Annotated in this window: 1 rRNA gene; it reads left to right on the top strand. The window is 54.4% G+C overall.

Annotated elements, in window-relative coordinates:
• Positions 1-660: ribosomal RNA gene (locus tag ABD814_RS13190) — 16S ribosomal RNA — on the top strand; the annotation flags it as partial.

Raw genomic sequence — 660 nt, 5'->3', positions numbered from 1 at the left:
ATCGGCCACACTGGGACTGAGACACGGCCCAGACTCCTACGGGAGGCAGCAGTAGGGAATCTTCCGCAATGGACGAAAGTCTGACGGAGCAACGCCGCGTGAACGAAGAAGGTTCTCGGATCGTAAAGTTCTGTTGTTAGGGAAGAACACGTACCATTCGAATAGGGTGGTACCTTGACGGTACCTAACGAGAAAGCCCCGGCTAACTACGTGCCAGCAGCCGCGGTAATACGTAGGGGGCAAGCGTTGTCCGGAATTATTGGGCGTAAAGCGCTCGCAGGCGGTTTTTTAAGTCTGATGTGAAATCTTGCGGCTCAACCGCAAGCGGTCATTGGAAACTGGAGAACTTGAGGACAGAAGAGGAGAGTGGAATTCCACGTGTAGCGGTGAAATGCGTAGAGATGTGGAGGAACACCAGTGGCGAAGGCGACTCTCTGGTCTGTAACTGACGCTGAGGAGCGAAAGCGTGGGTAGCGAACAGGATTAGATACCCTGGTAGTCCACGCCGTAAACGATGAGTGCTAGGTGTTAGGGGGTTTCCGCCCCTTAGTGCTGGCGTTAACGCATTAAGCACTCCGCCTGGGGAGTACGGCCGCAAGGCTGAAACTCAAAAGAATTGACGGGGACCCGCACAAGCGGTGGAGCATGTGGTTTAATTCG

Source organism: Amphibacillus indicireducens, from assembly GCF_039539605.1.
Lineage (GTDB): Bacteria > Bacillota > Bacilli > Bacillales > Amphibacillaceae > Amphibacillus > Amphibacillus indicireducens.
The sequence above is the reverse complement of the archived record's forward strand: the minus strand, read 5'-3'. Positions and strand labels throughout refer to the sequence as shown.